Below are 15,095 nucleotides of genomic sequence, written 5' to 3'. Positions count from 1 at the left end.
GCACCAGGTCAACCTCGAGTAGAAGTCTCGCTGCCGGTCTGAGAAACGAGGCGTGAGATGCGTGCCGCTGCAGTGCTCAGGGCAAACAGCAGGGTCGCGAGGCACACGATGGTGGGGCCGGTGGGCGTATCCAGCCAGTAGGCTGCCTGCAGACCGCCGGTGGTGGAAATCCCGCCGACGATGGCAGCGGTAACCGCCATGAGTTCTGGGGTGTGGCAGAAGCGGCGTGCCGTGGCCGCTGGAATGATCAGCAGCGCGGTGATCAGAAGCGCCCCGACCACCTTCAGAGCGACCGCGACCACCACGGCCAGCGACAATGTCAGCACCAGCTGTTCGCGTCGTGGGTTGATGCCGCTGGCACGCGCCAGGTCCTCGTTGAGCGTGGCGGTGAGCAATGCCGACCAGCGCCAGCGGAGCAGCCCGAGGACCAGCAGGCCGCCTGTGGCGATGATGGCGAGATCCGTCTTGCTGACGGCCAGGATGTCGCCGAACAGATAGGCCATCATGTCGATCCGTACGCCAGGCAGGAAGGAGACGGCGACCAGCCCGAAGGCGAGCGAGGAGTGCGCCATGACGCCAAGCAGGGTGTCCATGGCATAGCCGCGTCCGCTGAGCAGGGTTACCAGCGTCGCCATGATCAGCGAGACGGCGAGCACGCCTGCCAGCATCGAGGTGGACATCAACAGTGACAGCGCCACCCCGAGAATTGCGGCGTGGGCCGTGGCATCGCCGAAATAGGCCATGCGCCGCCAGACGACGAAACAGCCCAGGGGCGCTGCCGCAAGCGCCACGGCAATGCCTGCCAGAGCGGCGCGGACCATGAAGTCGTCCATGAGGGCGTCAAGCATCAGTACAATCTCTCTGTGATCGGTGTCGCGGGTGTCGTGAGGGGCTGTGCAGGCGGCACCCTGTCATCCATCGGCGGGGCTGTGTGGCTGTGGTGATGACTGTGTCGATGGTCATGTCGGTAGAAGGCGAGGGCGTCAGCGGTATCGAGTCCGAACAGATCCTGATAGGCCGGTGAGGCCATGACGCGCTCTGGCGTGCCCTGGCAGCAGACGTGCCCATGCAGGCAGACGACGCGGTCGGAGGCGCGCATCACCACATGCAGTTCGTGGCTGACCATCAGCACTCCGCAGCCGAGGGTGTGACGGACACGGTCGATCTGACGATAGAAATCCGCGATGCCACGATGATCCAGGCCTTGGGTCGCCTCATCCAGCAGCAGGAGATCAGGCGAATCCAGCAGTGCACGAGCCAGCAGAATGCGCTGGAACTGACCACCGGAGAGACTGGCGATCTGCTGAACCTCGGCACCGGGAATACCGGCCTGCAGGAGGGCATGGGCCACGGTATCCAGCGAGTGTCGATGTGGCAGGTTCAGGAAGCGTTCCACCGTCATCGGCAGCGTCGGGTCCAGGCTCAGACGTTGAGGAACATAGCCGATCTTGAGTCCCGGCTCTCGTTGTATCCGACCGTGCGACGGGGTGATGGACCCGATGATGCTGCGAAGCAGCGTGGACTTGCCAGACCCATTGGGGCCTACGAGGGTGACGATTTCACCGCGTTCCACCTGTAGCTCGATCTCCTCGAGAATGCGGTGCTTGCCGAGGGTGACGCAGAGGTTCTCGATCGATAACAGCGGCATGGGAAGCGGGCCCTTGAAGAATGACAACGTTGACGGTTCAGTGTCTGTAAGTGTTATGTTATAACATATTGAGTCGAGGCGGTAGCGTCTCCAAACTTCCTTCCGTGTCATCGCATCTTCTGGAGAACCGTCATGCGCAATCGGTTGCTGCCCTTACTCTCGCTGCCAGTATTGATGCTGCCCGCCGTGGCCATGGCGGAGGTGCCCTCCGTCGCGGTGGACATCCCGCCGGTGCATTCACTGGTCTCGCGCGTCATGGGGGAGCTGGGCAGTCCCGAGCTTGTCATCCAGCCTGGAGCATCGCCGCATGGCTATTCCATGCGGATCTCGGAGGCCAGGTCACTGGCCGACGCGGATATCGTGTTCTTCGTCAGTGATGAGCTGACGCCCTGGCTTGCCAAGGCGCGTGCGTCGCTGGCCGCGGATGCCGACACCCTCGAGCTGATGGAAGTGCCCGGCACCCTTCATCTGCGCTATCGCGAGGGCGCCACCTTCGAAGCGCATCATCATGATGATGAGGTGTCTTTTGAACATGATGAAGTGCATGGCGATCACGAAGAGCATCACGATGGTGATCATGAAGAGCACGGTGACCATGACGAGCATCATGATGGCGGTCACGAAGCCCATGCGGAGCACGACGAGCATCACGACAGCCATGATGATCACCATGAGCATGCCCACGCTGGCATGAACCCGCATGGCTGGTTGGACCCGATGAATGCGCGTCTCTGGCTGGCGGCGATCGCGGAATCGCTGGCAGCGCAGGACCCGGAGCATGCTGCGACCTATCGCAGGAATGCCCAGACGGGCCAGCGGGAGCTCGACGCCATGACAGAGTCACTGTCAGCGCGTCTGGCACAGGTGCAGGGCACTCGCTACATCGTCTTCCATGATGCCTACCAGTACTTCGAGCACCGCTTCGATGCTCCCGCGTCCGGTGCCATCTCACTGGGCGATGCCTCCACGCCCAGCCCGGCGCGCGTCAAGGAGATCCAAGCGCGCGTGGCGCGGGACAACATCCAGTGCGTCTTCCGTGAGCCACAGTACAACCCGGCGTTGATCGAGAGTGTCTTCGAGGGGACCGGCGTCAAGACCTCCATCGTCTTCGAGCCGCTGGGGGTCGGGCTGCCGCTGGGCGAGACACTCTATCCGCAGCTGATCGAGCGTTTGGGGCAGGGCATCCTGCGGTGCGCCGACGCCTGAGCGATCACGTGACATCAGGACGGGGAGGCCGGCAGATCCCCGTCTTTCCTTCCATATCCTCAAGAGCCTCATCCTCAAGGGAGAGCCACTGCATGCCCCATCCGACGTCCCCACCATTGACGGAACGTGACGCTGAATTCTGCATCAATGCCGCAACGCGCACGCTCGAACGCTGGGCGATCGCCGTCACGCGTGGGGAAAAGGAAACGCTTCTCTCGCTGTATGCCGAGGACGCGATTCTGGTGCCGACGGTCGCCGATGATGTGCGTGAGAATCGCCAGCAGCGGCAGGCCTATTTCGATGGTTTTCTCGCCAATGAGGCGCTGGCCTGCGAGCTGGGTGAGTACTCGCCACGGGTCAGTCGCAAGCTGGGCACCGTGGTGATCGGCGGGCATTACACCTTCGAGTATCGCGTCGCTGACGAGACGGTCACGATTCCGGCCCGCTTTCTGTTCACCTTCGAGGAGATCCTCGGCGAGTGGAGGATCACCGGCCATCACTCCTCGCGACTGGCGGGATGATCCTGCGCTGACGGCGAGTCGTCCGCGCTGTGTTCATCACCTCTCCTGACACTCCCCCACACTTCGGCGGAACTCAGTGCCTGCCTCCCACCGGCGTGAGGAAGGCGGCACTGATGAGAGCCGCTCTGGATATCTGACGAATGACCGCAATACTCCCCGACGTTTCCCTGACCGAGCGCTCCCGTTCCCTGAGCCCCCTTCAGTGGGTGGGCATGCAGGGCATTGATCTGCCCGTGCTCATCGAGGAGGGCGATTACCGCCGTGAATTGCATGCCCGCGTGGATGCGCAGGTCGACCTGCCGATGCCGCACACCAAGGGCATTCACATGTCGCGCCTCTACCGTCTGCTGGATGGGCTGGCGGAGGGCAAGGCGCTGACCCCCGGCAGTCTGCGGAATGTGCTCGCTGCAATGGTCGAAAGTCATCATGACTGCGCCTCGCGCAATGCCCGCGTGAAGATGACGTTCGCACTGCTGGTGAAGCGTCCGGCGCTAGTCACGCCGGCACTCTACGGATGGAAGTCGTATCCCGTCACGCTGAAGGCCAGTCTGCACGAGGGCAGGTTCACGCTGCAGGCCAGTGTCACGGTGGGCTATTCCTCCACCTGTCCCTGCTCGGCGGCCCTGTCGCGTCAGCTGATCGAGCAGGCATTCCTGGAGGCTCACCGCCATGATGCAACGCTGACCCCAGAGCAGGTCGCCGAGTGGCTCACCCACCATGCCACCCTGGCCACGCCCCACAGCCAGCGCAGTGAAGCGATTGTCCGGGTCACGCTCAAGCCTGAGGCCGAGGATCTGGGGCTGATCGCGCTGATCGATGCCATCGAGCAGGCCGTGGCGACGCCTGTCCAGACGGCCGTGAAACGCGCCGATGAGCAGGCGTTTGCCGCGCTCAATGGTCAGAATCTGATGTTCGTCGAGGACGCCGCGCGCCGCTTGATCAATGGCCTGGCGCTCTCACAGGGTGAGGCGCATGTCCATGTGCGGCATATCGAGAGCCTTCACCCCCATGATGCCGTGGCCTGGGGAGGTGGTGCGTAAGAAACCCCCTGCGCCATGGTGAGTGCCAGCTCATGGCCCCGCTGAAGAGACATCGAGGTTGATGTCCTGATCTGTCCAGGCCCTGCCGGCGATGCCGGTGGGGCCTTCGCGTCTGGAGCACCGCCATCAGGCATCATGTGGTTTGCAAAACAGGCCAGATGCTATGGTGTAGAGCGATATATTGCGTATATGTCTAGACAAAGGTCTATTTCTGCGCCAATTGGATTGACCCTTGAGTCGGAAGGCGTCTAAGTTCTGCTCTATCTGGTATGGTTTGCAGTCCACTTGAGGAAGGCGGCTCTTGCGCGTGAAGCGCTCGAAGCTCCGTCGCCAGCACACGCTCACCGTCCTCAAGCGTCATGCCAGACGCGATACGTCCATACCCATAATCAGAACAATCAAAGGGATTCGACAATGAAGCGAGTCATGCTTGCCGCCACGCTGTTAGCCGCCGCCTTGGGTACCACGACCGCGCATGCCGAGAAGATCGTGTTTGCCATCGGGGGAAGTCCCAACAGTCTGCAGGGCCAGACCGCGCAGTACTTCGCCGATAGCCTGCAAGCCCGGCTCGGTGATGAGCATCAGGTTGAGTACTACCACAGTGGGCAGCTGGGGGATGAGCGCCAGCTGATCCAGAAGCTGCGCCTGGGTACGGTCGACCTGGCCGCGATTTCCTCGGTGATGTCGTCCGTGTCACCAAGCTTCGCCCTGTTCGACATGCCGTTCATGGTCAAGGACCGCGAGCACCTCAAGCGCATCGATGACGAGATCGTGATGACGGATCTGGCCGAGGATGCCAAGTCCAAGGGCCTCAAGCTGGTCTCCACCTGGGAGAACGGCTTCCGTCAGATCACCAATAACGAGCATCCGATCGTGGCGCCAGAAGACCTGGACGGGCTGAAGCTGCGTACCCCACAGAGCGAATGGCGGACCGGCATGTTCAACGCCTGGGGCGCCAACCCGACACCGATGGCCTTCTCGGAAGTCTTCGTGGCGCTGCAGACCGGGGTCGTCGATGGTCAGGAGAACCCGCTGTCCAACATCGATGGCGCCAAGTTCCAGGAGGTGCAGAAGTATCTGTCACTCTCCAATCATGTCTATTCGCCCATCTGGTTGACCAGCAGTCAGGCCGGCTGGAACAAGATGCCCGAGGACGTGAAGGCAGCGATTGCCGAAGTCTCCGCCGAGACTCAGAGCTGGGCCTTCGCCAAGGGGGCGGAGCTTGATGACAAGCTGCTGGCAAGCCTCAAGGCGGGTGGCATGGCCGTCAACGAGGTGGACCGGGATGCCTTCGTCACTGCAAGTGCGCCGGTCTATCAGGCGTTCTCCGACAAGGTCGATGGCGGCCAGGCGCTGGTTGACCGGGCCATGGCACTGGCCAAGGAGTAAGTCATGAGCTCGCATTCCCATGCGGCCAAGGCAACCTTCCCCACCGAGAGTGGGGAAGGACTGACGCCCAAGGCTGACTTGACAGTGCTGGACAGGATCAACCGTGTGGTAGAACGCTGCCTTGAGGTATTTACCGTCAGCCTGCTGTTGTCGCTGACAGTGATCGTGCTGGCGGCAGTGGCCTTGCGTACCTTCGGTGGCTCCTTGCCGTGGTATGACGAGGTCGCCTCGATCAATCTGGCATGGCTCAGCTTCTATGGCGCTTGTCTCGCGGCCTTGAAGCGTTCGCACATGGGCTTTCCCGGCTTGATCACCAAGGCGCCCATCGCACTGCGCAGTACGCTGTTCATTACCTCTGAGCTAATCGTGATCGGATTCTTTGCCGTGGTGGGCTGGTTTGGGTATCAGGTGCTGGACGTGCTGGCCTGGGATGCCTTGATCGCCTTGCCGAGCATCGGCTTGGATGTCACCCAGTCGGTGATCCCGCTCAGTGCGGCACTCTTCATCGTGTGTGAGCTGCTGAGCCTGCCCCACGCATGGCGCAAGATGTGTGAAGGCGTCAACAGCGAAGAGGAAGAGATCGCGGAAGCCATCCGTCTGGCCGAGCAAGACCTCAAGGAGCACCGTTCATGACGCTACTGATCATTATCGCGGCGCTGTTCGCACTGGTGTTGATCAACGTGCCCATTGCGGTCGCCATTGGCACCGTCGGGGTCGTCGGTGTGGTGATCTTCATGGGCGTGGATGCGCTGGTGAACGTGCCGCTGACGCTCTTCAATGGTGCGACCAAGTTTCCGCTGATCGCGATTCCGCTGTTCATTCTGGCCGGCGCGCTGATGAATACCTCGGGCATCTCCATGCGACTGATCAACCTCGTCACGGCGATGGTAGGGTTCGTGCGCGGTGGCCTGGCGATGGTCAATGTCGGGGTATCGCTGTTCTTTGCCGAGATTTCCGGCTCGGCTGTCGCGGACGTGGCAGCCACGGGGTCGGTGTTGATTCCCGAGATGAAGAAGCGCAAGTACACGCCAGAGTTCTCGGCGGCCATCACGTCATCCTCCGCGTCATTGGCGATCATCATTCCGCCGTCGCTGTCGATGATCCTGTATGGCGCCATCGCGGATACCTCCATCGTCAAACTGTTCGTGGCGGGGATCATTCCGGGCCTGTTGGGGGGATTCGGCCTGGCAGTGCTCTGCTACTACTATGCCCGCAAGTACGACATGCCGCGTGAGGCTGCCTTCTCGCTGTCGGCGCTTGGCAAGGCGTTCCGGGAAGCCTTCTGGGCGCTGACGTTGCCGGTCATCATCCTGGGCGGAATCTTCGGCGGCTTCGTGACCGCCACGGAAGGGGCGGGCATCGCCGTGCTGGCGGCGCTGGTCATCGGGGGGCTGGTCTACCGTGAGCTGAACCTGCAGGTGCTATATCGCGCGGTGATCGATGGCGTGATCCAGACCTCAGTCGTGATGTTGCTGGTCGCCACCTCCGCGGTGCTGGGGCTGTTCCTGACCGAGATGCAGCTGCCGCAGCAACTGGCGCAGGAAATCACCTCACTGACCACGGACCCGGTGGCGGTGCTGGCGTTGCTCAATATCCTGCTGCTGTTGCTGGGGATGTTCCTGCATGGTGCAGCGGCCATCATCCTGGTCGTGCCGATCGTGATGCCGCTGATCCAGCAGATCGGGATCGACCCGATCCACTTCGGCCTGATCCTGACGCTCAACCTCGCCATCGGTCAGCAGACACCCCCCGTCGCCTCGGTGCTGGCGACCTCCTGCTCGATTGCCAGAACGGACATGTGGGAAACCACCAAGGTCAATCTGCCGATGATCTTCGTGCTCTTCCTGGTGCTGATGCTGGTCACCTACGTGCCGGCGATTCCCATGAGCCTTGTCGAGCACTTCTATGGGTGAGTGTTTGATTGATAGGTAGAGAGGTAGGTAGATAAGTAGGGCAGTGATGGAGACTGCTCACCAGACACGCCAAGGCCGCCCTTTGAGGCGGCCTTGGCGTGTCTGAAGCCAGCAAGCGACCCCCGAGGTGCATGCCCCTCAGGCAATCCACGCTGCATCAGGCGGGGGATTTCACTTTTCCGGTCCAGCAACCGGCACGCCTTGTGCTATCTGGCGGGGGCCGGACACATGCTGTTCGGCACGGAGAATCCAGGTGACACCTCCAGGCATCAGCAGCATGCCCAATACTTCGTTGGTCAGGGGCCATTGCCATGCCAGCAGGTATCCGTAGAGCAACACACAGCAGGTCTCGAAGACGGTCATCTGCCCACCCACGGAGACCGGCAACCGCTGGGCGGAGGAGTTTCACAAGGCATTGGCAATCCACGAACCGCCCACCGACATGAAGACGACTGCGGCACCGAAAGCCCACCAGCGCTCTGATGACAGCTCCAGAGGCAGTATTCGCGGCTGCAAGACGGCGACGCCTGCGCGCGACAGCACCCTGACACCGTCAGCGTGCTGGCAATGCATGCCGCCATTCAGCGAGGCGCCGGCACCGGTCTGGCCTGGGATTTCATGGCGGGAGACGCCATCGCTAAGGGCGAGCTGGTGCGCGTCACAGACCATCGCGAGATCATTGGCCTGGCTGAGCATCTTGTCCACGGCCCTCATCGACCGTTACCGGCCTCCGCGCGATTTTTCAGGGGTTGGCTGATCGCCAGGGGGGCAATATCAAGTCAGTGGATGGCGGATACTGACAACCAAGGTCAGAATCAGAGCTCAAGACGCAAAGTCGAATGACGGACATCGGATTAGTTGCCGAAGTGTCGTCGCAGTGGTGACGCATTCAGACATCATCGCTCCCTGGAGTTCTTGTCTCAGGGATGAGCTCAATCCTTGACCTGTTATCGCTCAACAGATGAGATGAGCCTTCTGTAACAGAGAGTGATTTAACGTATCATCCCAGTGATCAGAAGTTATCTTTGTCATGTGGACCCCCAGCGTAGTCATGACTCAGATAATATTGTGCGTGACGTCGTCGTGTCTGCAGACCTGCTTCATTTTGCCAGGTCTTGGGAAGGCTGACCCGATGATGGGCAAGCAGGGCTTTGCGATGGCTTGACTAATGGCAACCTCCTGTTTCACTACTCAAAAAGTGGGTGGCGTCTCCTCCTTTGAGCGGTCTTCATTGTGGTGGCAGGAAAGACTGTGTAAAATTCCGCGTCCAGAGTTCGTCATTCGATAACTCAGCTTGAAAGAGTCTATCTAGATCGCATAGAGACAAGACTCTTTGATATCCCCAAGATAAACCCCAGTGTGATAAAGACACCTTGGATAAGTAGAGTCATTATGCAACCTGTAAAGTGTTGGTATTCGATTGATGATCGTCTCGGAGCTCGTTGGCTGGCTTATATAGGCATCATATCGTTATTATTATATGCCGCTTTACAATTTGTCTTGCCAAACACTCAAGAAGTGATGGAACGAGTCTTGGCATTTTCGGGGCTTGTCGCATTCTGTGTATACGGTAAAGGCTTGCGCAAGGCCCCCCTCTTACTATTGCTGGGGTTTCTCTGCGTACAATTGTTTTCCTGGAGCCTGGGATTATGGCAGTACCCGCAATGGGCGATAGATGACCCAAGGCTCCAGGATCTGGCCAAATTGTTTATCTTCATCAGTGTGGCGTGGTGGTTGAACGGAAGTACACGAAATACTCTCATCGTGTGGGGACTGGCAGTCGGCGGGGTCTTGGTCACGACGCTATTTGCACCAGGTGACGACGGATGGCTCACCGGGTTTACTGGGGAAAGAGTGGGATTCGGAATCCGTAACAACCAGCATGCATCCATGTTGTTTGGGGTTTCGCTATTGGGTTTGCTCTGTTTTGCTCGTCGCTTTTGGAGCAACGGTAACGCGCGGTATTTGAGAATAGCGCTTTGGTGCTTGGCGATGGTGATGGTAGTGACTGGCATCGCCGTTGGTCAGACAAGAGCCGTCTGGCTCAGTGCAACGATTGCGAGTGGCATTGGTCTGATACTCTGGGTTATCAAGTCCGTACTGGAGGGTAGAACCAGACATTTGACAAAGTATCTCGTCACAATTCTATTATCTATCGTAATCGGGGCAGGGGTACTGGTCTCTACACTGGGAGACTCTCTCAATCATCGCTTCCATAAAGAGAGCAGTGTGATATCTCAGTTGGTAGATGGCGAAATCACGGAAGTTCCTTATACAAGCATCGGCATTCGTATCAATAGCTGGATCGCGGCAAGCCAGTGGATTGCGGAACGCCCGATGACAGGGTGGGGGCCTGAAGGCCGTCAGTTGGTCATGTCGGAAACGACCTGGCTGCCAGATTGGGTACTGGCAAAATATGGCCATCTGCATAATTACTTCCTTGAAACCTGGGTCGAATATGGAATTGTTGGACTTGTCGCGATGTCTCTATTGGCATTCTGGATTGGCCGTGCCACCTGGCTAGCGTGGCGGGGTAATGCGATGCCTGATGACATTGCCTGCTTCGGCCTGATGTTCTTCATCTATTGGATGATAATCAGTAACTTTGAATCTTATAATTCATTCCCGACAGGCCTGTTTGTACATAATCTGATCGTGGGTGGTTTGGTCACACATTATTGGCGTTGGCGTTTGAGTCAACAGACTGCGTAATCGAATCTGTTAATAAGTATGAATAAAGCGCGTCAGATCATTCTGGCGCGCTTTATTTTTGATTACAAGAATATCGGTTGTTACCTAATATAAATAAGAAATGCCAGTAAGCTGTTATTGGACGAGGTAATCCATGTTTTTTATATTGTACTTCATTGGCATATTAATAAATAATGAGCCGGGTTTCTGGTATGAGCTATCTCAAGAGGTCATCAGGTAGACACGATCCGCTACGCGTTTACCACCATCTGGAGATATCCTTTAGACTTTTGACTTTTCTCCACTGTTGCTCCGATAGGTAACTACATAGAATGTTTAAGTACTGCAAATGAACAATTCAATGAAAATAGGAGCTGGGTAGTGGTATTTGATGAAGCGATTAATTACTGACTAATGTAGAAAGCGAGAAATTAGAGCCAGAAAATATCTAGCGACCGAGACGCATTACTGTCGTATTGATATCCCTCTCATGATAAATCATTAACATGATCTGATGCTTGCGAGTCTGTTCTGTCTCTTCCAGTGCCGGGCGCATCTCACAAGAACAGCCCTTTTTTGTTGACCCGCTGGCCGCTCCATACCTTCGACGCACACTAAGGTGATGATTATCTGGTGCTTTCTTGATTAACCCCCTGCAAGAAGGTGGACTTCACTACTCTGAATCTAGCCAAATATGACGAAAATATGTATAATCCATGAAGCTTTGAATAAAAAACCTCTCTATTTTCTCAAACAGGGTATCGTGATCTTACCATCGCGCCCTGTCTGTCGTCTGGCTTCAGGAATTGCCCCACAATCCTGGGGCGGTAGCGTGTTTAAAATATTTTTTGGATGTGTTGATCTACACAGAAAAGCATAGAGATGTCAAAAAGCATTAAATTTTAAGTTTGCTCTTTTAGAGGCCTATTAATTGCCAATTGCGAAAATATATCATGATATTAGTTGCTTACTTATGAGGTGCAGTTGTATGACAGCTCCGCTATGAATTTGTTTATGCAGTATACTGCAATAAGTATTATGGCCTAATATAATTTCTGTATTCATTGGTGAAACGTATGGGTAAGTCTTTGAGTTTTTTTGCTAAGCAATGCTACTTGTTAACGCAGTTTTTTCACAAAAATGTAAAATTCTTTTTTTCGGCAGCGAGTTTTTTTTCATTATCCAAAGTGGCACAAACTATATCGTTCTTTTTGCCAATTAAAGTATTAATTATGATTTCTATGGATAAGCCACCAGCATATTTCGAGTCTTTAAAAGAAGTTATACCTTACAGAAATTTTATAATTATAGTCTTACTTTCAGTACCATTTTTTTATATTTTGTATATGCTATTAGGGTTGGTGTATAGAAAGTTAATAGATTTAGATTTGAAAGTAATATGGAGTTCGCAATATGACGGAAACGGTTTTCAATTGAAAACAAAAGATTTGCGGATAGCCTATACACAAACATCACGCTTGATGAGTGATATATTCCTCTGCTCTGTAGTATCGATAATAGCATTGAGTATTAATATTTATATTGGTGTCTTAGTATTGCTCTTGTCATATGTAATGGTTAATGTGTTTTTAAAACACGCTTTTCAAGCAAAAGAAGATGACAGAGTAACTTTTGTGAAAATTCACAGAAAGCAGTTGATTGAATATACATTAGCTTTGTCCTACATGGCGGTCTTTTTCTCTTTAGTTGCTTTTGTATATTATAGTTTATTAGGTGTGTATGAAACTATCTTTCTATTGCTTATTTCCCGTTTATATCTTCAAGGATTGCAGCGTATAATGGTTGAGACTATGTATCTTAATCAACATATCCAATCACATAAAATTTCCTGATCAGGTTATCAAACTCACGATAAAAGGTATACAATGATTAAGTTAAGTGTAATTGTTCCGGTCTATAATTCAAGTAATAGTTTGGAGCAATGTCTAGACTCCTTGGTTAAACAGAGCTTTGATTCATTTGAGGTTATAGTTGTCAATAATAATAGTACTGACAATAGTCAAGATATAATAAATGACTTTTCATATCGCTATCCAGATATTATAGTGTCTGAATTTGAAGAACAAGCTGGTGTCTCCTATGCGAGAAATAGAGGGCTTTTAGTTGCTAGAGGTCAATATATTGGCTTTGTAGATGCCGATGACTATATTGAAAAGGAAATGTATCAAAAGCTATATTCTAAGGCTGTAAGCTCTAGAGCCGATATTGTTATTACATGCAGGAATAACCTGCTGCAATCTGGACAAAAAAAACCAAAATTATATAAGGATAATTTCTTCAACTCTTTGAATATACGTGAAGGAAATGGTTTTTTAAGGAAAGTATCTGTTTTTGTATGGGATAAAATATTCAGTAAAAGTTTAATTCAAGAGAACCGAATATCTTTTAATACGACCTTAAATTATGCTGAAGACTATTTGTTCTTGATAAATAGCTTGGTGCGGTCAAAAAAGGTAGAAGTTGTCAATGAATGTTTGTATAACTATCGTGTAAGCACGAGCGGTAGTATTACTAATAGTATCACCAGTAATGTTTTAGATATAGAAAAAGCACTACAATTGATCGCTGATTGCTTAAAAAATAATAACGCTTATTCTAGGAATAGAGAAGATTTATATAGAGTGGCTTTAGGGTTTTATGGGAGAAGATTAAAAGCATTCTCACAGCAAGATAATAAAATAATACAGCTAAGTTTTGCTAGAAAGATGCAATCATTTATAAAAAACCATTTTTCTGATATTGATTATGTTGAAAAGAATCTTAGTAAAGTAGAAAGACTAGCTCAGTTGATAGATAAACGTTGGAAAGCTTGTTTGTATATATTTACGCCTAACTGGGCTAAGTCTATAGTTTTTAAGTCGGATAGAATTTTATCGAAAGCAAGTGTAGTAAAAAATGTTTATTGTTTTTTTGGTAAATACTGTGGTTTGGAAGTAGATAGAGTGCTTTATGCCTCTTTTTCTGGAGCCAATATTAGCGGCTCGCCGTATCACTTGATGAAAGATGTACAGGCAAGTAGACAAAATATTAAAATTTCTTTTGCAACTAACAATTTTGTTAGAGATAAAAGGTTTTTAATTAAAAATGATATTAACAATGTAGAGTTGGTCCATACAAAATCACTTAAGTATATATATCGACTTGCCACTAGTAAATATTTGGTGAGTAACTCCAGATTCCCGACTTTTTTTGTTAAACGTTGTTCACAGATACTACTAAACACATGGCACGGAACTCCTATTAAAACGCTTGGTTTTGATATTAAGGAAGGTGCTATAGATGTTTGGCGAAATCAAAATCAGTTTCTTATGGCTGATTATTTCTTAGTACCAAATCCATATGCAAAATCTGTACTTCTTCCGGCATATAACTTAGATAAAATTTACTATGGTGAAGTTTTAGAAAGTGATTATCCTCAAAACGAGGTTATTGATTCTTCGGAGAGAAGAGAGGAGATAAGGACGGTACTTGGCGTTAATGATAAAAAGGTTATTGCCTATATGCCCACTTGGAGAGGCGTTAGCACAGGTAATATGGATATAACGGCTCAGGCAAACTTGTTCACGGAGCTTTTCCATAAGTTAGAAAAAGAATTGCCAGAAGATACTATGGTATATTATAACTTGCATCAGCTAGTTTCTTCAAAAATCAAAAAATATATTGGCAATAAGGTGCAGCCCTTCCCTGATGGCTTCGAAGTATATGAGTTCTTAACTTGTACAGATGTATTGATAACAGATTATTCCAGTGTAATGTTTGACTATGCTGCTAGCTCTAAACCTGTGTTGTTGTATGTTCCAGATAAAGAAGAGTATATAGAGGGGAGAGGTTTTTATTTTCCAATTACAGAATTGCCATTTCCTCAAAGTGAATCAATAGATCAATTACTTACTCATATTGAGGATGCGAGCTCTTCACAAGAAGAAAAGTTCAAAGCTTCTAATATAGCCCCTTATAGGCACGACAACATTATGCCTGCTAGATATATAAACTCTAGGTTTTTTGAGAATTATAATGGTAGATATCCTAAGAAGTGTAAATCTGTTGATAAGATAGTAGTGTTTTTATCCGGCAATTTGAGTCGTAAAGAACAAACCTTTTTGGAGGGAAGGGAAAGTAAGTTGCAAGACTATGTCTTCATACTGGATGCTAATAACTTTAGCGATGACTTGTCAAAATACTTATTAGAGCAAGGATGTACTGTGATTGTTGTGCCAAAAGATACCTTGTTTAATGTTTTTGATTTAATTGCTTTGAGATTGTGGCGGAAGTTTAAAATATTGAGCGGCTTGGTTAAGAAATCTTACGATAGAGAGTTAAGAAGGATTGTGCCAGGTATTAACGTAATAGAAGTCATTAGCTTTTCTTCTAGACCTAAATATATTGAAATGGCTAAAATTTATTGCAATAGTCTCGATATTTAATCTTGAAAGTAAGCTCCAGGTGATAATATGAATGATGGAAAGGTGATAATTACTTATGGAACATTTGATATGTTCCATATCGGGCATCTCAATCTCCTGAAGCGTCTCAGTGAGAGAGGTGATCGTCTGATAGTCGGTGTGTCAACTGATGAGTTCAACTTGCTGAAAGGCAAGAAGACACTGATTCCCTACGATCAGCGTGCCAAGATCGTGGAAGCGATCGATTGTGTAGATCTCGTGAT

General features: G+C 51.8%; 14 protein-coding genes. 10 read left to right on the top strand and 4 right to left on the bottom strand.

All coding sequences use genetic code 11. From position 1 onward, the window contains the following. Positions 1–8 precede the first annotated feature (8 nt). Together OW493_RS15500 and OW493_RS15495 are read right to left on the bottom strand one after the other, a co-directional pair. The gene (locus tag OW493_RS15500) at positions 9–848 is read right to left on the bottom strand and encodes a metal ABC transporter permease (protein WP_289864836.1); all 840 of its coding nucleotides are present in this window, start codon (positions 846–848) and stop codon (positions 9–11) included. Next, the gene (locus tag OW493_RS15495; protein WP_289864835.1) at positions 848–1,648 is read right to left on the bottom strand and encodes a metal ABC transporter ATP-binding protein; all 801 of its coding nucleotides are present in this window, start codon (positions 1,646–1,648) and stop codon (positions 848–850) included. The genes OW493_RS15500 and OW493_RS15495 overlap by 1 nt, the downstream gene beginning before the upstream one ends. Positions 1,649–1,780: 132 nt before the next feature. On the opposite strand from OW493_RS15495, the gene OW493_RS15490 reads away from it, so the two are divergent. From OW493_RS15490 to OW493_RS15465, 6 genes are all read left to right on the top strand, one after another. Then, positions 1,781–2,854, top strand: coding sequence for a zinc ABC transporter substrate-binding protein (locus OW493_RS15490; RefSeq protein WP_289864834.1), 1,074 nt, complete (start codon positions 1,781–1,783; stop codon positions 2,852–2,854). A gap of 92 nt (positions 2,855–2,946) precedes the next feature. Next, on the top strand, positions 2,947–3,375 hold the full coding sequence (locus OW493_RS15485) for a DUF4440 domain-containing protein (protein ID WP_084208287.1): 429 nt from the start codon (positions 2,947–2,949) through the stop codon (positions 3,373–3,375). 140 nt (positions 3,376–3,515) lie between these two features. After that, a complete protein-coding gene (gene folE2 / locus OW493_RS15480) occupies positions 3,516–4,415 on the top strand; it encodes a GTP cyclohydrolase FolE2 (protein WP_289864833.1) in 900 nt (299 codons plus the stop codon). Between the two features lie 414 nt (positions 4,416–4,829). After that, complete coding sequence (locus tag OW493_RS15475) at positions 4,830–5,804, top strand: TRAP transporter substrate-binding protein (RefSeq protein WP_279856062.1); 975 nt, start codon at positions 4,830–4,832, stop codon at positions 5,802–5,804. Positions 5,805–5,807: 3 nt separating this feature from the next. Further along, the gene (locus OW493_RS15470) at positions 5,808–6,437 is read left to right on the top strand and encodes a TRAP transporter small permease (protein WP_289864832.1); all 630 of its coding nucleotides are present in this window, start codon (positions 5,808–5,810) and stop codon (positions 6,435–6,437) included. Next, positions 6,434–7,717, top strand: coding sequence for a TRAP transporter large permease (locus OW493_RS15465; protein WP_084208291.1), 1,284 nt, complete (start codon positions 6,434–6,436; stop codon positions 7,715–7,717). Before OW493_RS15470 ends, OW493_RS15465 begins: the two co-directional genes overlap by 4 nt. Positions 7,718–7,888: 171 nt before the next feature. Here OW493_RS15465 and OW493_RS15460 read toward each other — a convergent pair whose 3' ends face one another. Both OW493_RS15460 and OW493_RS15455 read right to left on the bottom strand, forming a co-directional pair. Then, on the bottom strand, positions 7,889–8,080 hold the full coding sequence (locus tag OW493_RS15460; RefSeq protein ID WP_127734898.1) for a hypothetical protein: 192 nt from the start codon (positions 8,078–8,080) through the stop codon (positions 7,889–7,891). 42 nt (positions 8,081–8,122) lie between these two features. Continuing rightward, complete coding sequence (locus OW493_RS15455; protein WP_289864831.1) at positions 8,123–8,422, bottom strand: hypothetical protein; 300 nt, start codon at positions 8,420–8,422, stop codon at positions 8,123–8,125. A gap of 687 nt (positions 8,423–9,109) precedes the next feature. On the opposite strand from OW493_RS15455, the gene OW493_RS15450 reads away from it, so the two are divergent. From OW493_RS15450 to OW493_RS15435, 4 genes are all read left to right on the top strand, one after another. Then, positions 9,110–10,429 carry an O-antigen ligase family protein gene (locus OW493_RS15450; protein ID WP_289864830.1) on the top strand — a complete coding sequence of 440 codons (1,320 nt, stop codon included), beginning with the start codon at positions 9,110–9,112 and terminating at the stop codon, positions 10,427–10,429. A 1,055-nt stretch (positions 10,430–11,484) separates the two neighbouring features. Further along, positions 11,485–12,261 carry a hypothetical protein gene (locus OW493_RS15445; protein WP_289864829.1) on the top strand — a complete coding sequence of 259 codons (777 nt, stop codon included), beginning with the start codon at positions 11,485–11,487 and terminating at the stop codon, positions 12,259–12,261. 33 nt (positions 12,262–12,294) lie between these two features. Further along, positions 12,295–14,853 (top strand): CDP-glycerol glycerophosphotransferase family protein, encoded by a 2,559-nt coding sequence (locus tag OW493_RS15440; protein ID WP_289864828.1) that lies wholly within the window; start codon positions 12,295–12,297, stop codon positions 14,851–14,853. A 27-nt stretch (positions 14,854–14,880) separates the two neighbouring features. Further along, positions 14,881–15,095 (top strand): adenylyltransferase/cytidyltransferase family protein (locus OW493_RS15435; protein ID WP_289864827.1); only part of this gene is annotated, 215 nt, incomplete at its 3' end.

Source organism: Cobetia sp. 14N.309.X.WAT.E.A4, assembly GCF_030397495.1.
In the GTDB taxonomy this organism is placed as follows: domain Bacteria; phylum Pseudomonadota; class Gammaproteobacteria; order Pseudomonadales; family Halomonadaceae; genus Cobetia; species Cobetia marina.
Note: the sequence above shows the minus strand (reverse complement) of the source record. Positions and strands in the feature narration are given on the sequence as shown.

Bases quoted from the DNA above. Each gene is read 5' to 3' on its own strand.
- OW493_RS15500 (WP_289864836.1), bottom strand. From the start codon at position 848: ATGCTTGACGCCCTCATGGACGACTTCATGGTCCGCGCCGCTCTGGCA.
- OW493_RS15495 (WP_289864835.1), bottom strand. From the start codon at position 1,648: ATGCCGCTGTTATCGATCGAGAACCTCTGCGTCACCCTCGGCAAGCAC.
- OW493_RS15490 (WP_289864834.1), top strand. From the start codon at position 1,781: ATGCGCAATCGGTTGCTGCCCTTACTCTCGCTGCCAGTATTGATGCTG.
- OW493_RS15485 (WP_084208287.1), top strand. From the start codon at position 2,947: ATGCCCCATCCGACGTCCCCACCATTGACGGAACGTGACGCTGAATTC.
- folE2 (WP_289864833.1), top strand. From the start codon at position 3,516: ATGACCGCAATACTCCCCGACGTTTCCCTGACCGAGCGCTCCCGTTCC.
- OW493_RS15475 (WP_279856062.1), top strand. From the start codon at position 4,830: ATGAAGCGAGTCATGCTTGCCGCCACGCTGTTAGCCGCCGCCTTGGGT.
- OW493_RS15470 (WP_289864832.1), top strand. From the start codon at position 5,808: ATGAGCTCGCATTCCCATGCGGCCAAGGCAACCTTCCCCACCGAGAGT.
- OW493_RS15465 (WP_084208291.1), top strand. From the start codon at position 6,434: ATGACGCTACTGATCATTATCGCGGCGCTGTTCGCACTGGTGTTGATC.
- OW493_RS15460 (WP_127734898.1), bottom strand. From the start codon at position 8,080: ATGACCGTCTTCGAGACCTGCTGTGTGTTGCTCTACGGATACCTGCTG.
- OW493_RS15450 (WP_289864830.1), top strand. From the start codon at position 9,110: ATGCAACCTGTAAAGTGTTGGTATTCGATTGATGATCGTCTCGGAGCT.
- OW493_RS15445 (WP_289864829.1), top strand. From the start codon at position 11,485: ATGGGTAAGTCTTTGAGTTTTTTTGCTAAGCAATGCTACTTGTTAACG.
- OW493_RS15440 (WP_289864828.1), top strand. From the start codon at position 12,295: ATGATTAAGTTAAGTGTAATTGTTCCGGTCTATAATTCAAGTAATAGT.